1 protein-coding gene is annotated in these 629 nt (G+C 61.0%); it reads right to left on the bottom strand.

Features of this window, described 5'->3' with window-relative positions:
- On the bottom strand, positions 1–629 hold a 629-nt coding region (locus PKE98_RS26930; RefSeq protein ID WP_271198563.1), incomplete at both ends, for a hypothetical protein.

Genomic DNA, 629 nt, shown 5'->3' with positions numbered 1-629 from the left:
CGAGCCCTGGCTGGTGTCCACCGGGCCAGAGGCCAGACGCTCTTCAAAGAGCGCCCGTACATCGGGGCGGGCCACTTGCAGCGGTTTTTTCTCGGCCTGGGTATCGGCTTCGGCAACGGTAGGTTGAGGGTCTGCCGTGGCTTCTTCCTTGGCCTCTTCTTTGGGTTTGTCCTCACTCAATCCCGCGCCCATAAGGCCGTTATCACGCACCACCAACGAACCATTTTTGTCATACCCGGTGGTGGCTGAACTACTCACCCCGTCACCGCCGACGACGGTTTGTTGGTAACCGCTCATTACCCCGCCCTGGTTGATTACCTTGCCCTCGGCGGCAATCACCAACTGGCCTGCGGGTTTACCTTCGCCGCCAAGGCCGGCAAATAGCCCGGCCTGCGCGCCGCCCACCGAGACGTTTTGGATGCCGGTTTTTGAGTAGATAAAGGTGTCCGTGTTGCCACGAACGGTGCCGTTGATATTGGCCACCGCCTCGGCATCAATCAGCACCGTGTCGGCAGTCACCAGCGCCGAACTCTTGGCATCCTGCTCCCGTGCCGCCACGGTTGCCTGGCTCAGGTACACACGCGGCACCAAGGCCAACTGGCCGTTCACCTCCTGGTTTTCGTACCAGA

The sequence above is a fragment of the Pseudomonas turukhanskensis genome (assembly GCF_027922365.1).
GTDB lineage: Bacteria > Pseudomonadota > Gammaproteobacteria > Pseudomonadales > Pseudomonadaceae > Aquipseudomonas > Aquipseudomonas turukhanskensis.
The sequence above is the reverse complement of the archived record's forward strand: the minus strand, read 5'-3'. Positions and strand labels throughout refer to the sequence as shown.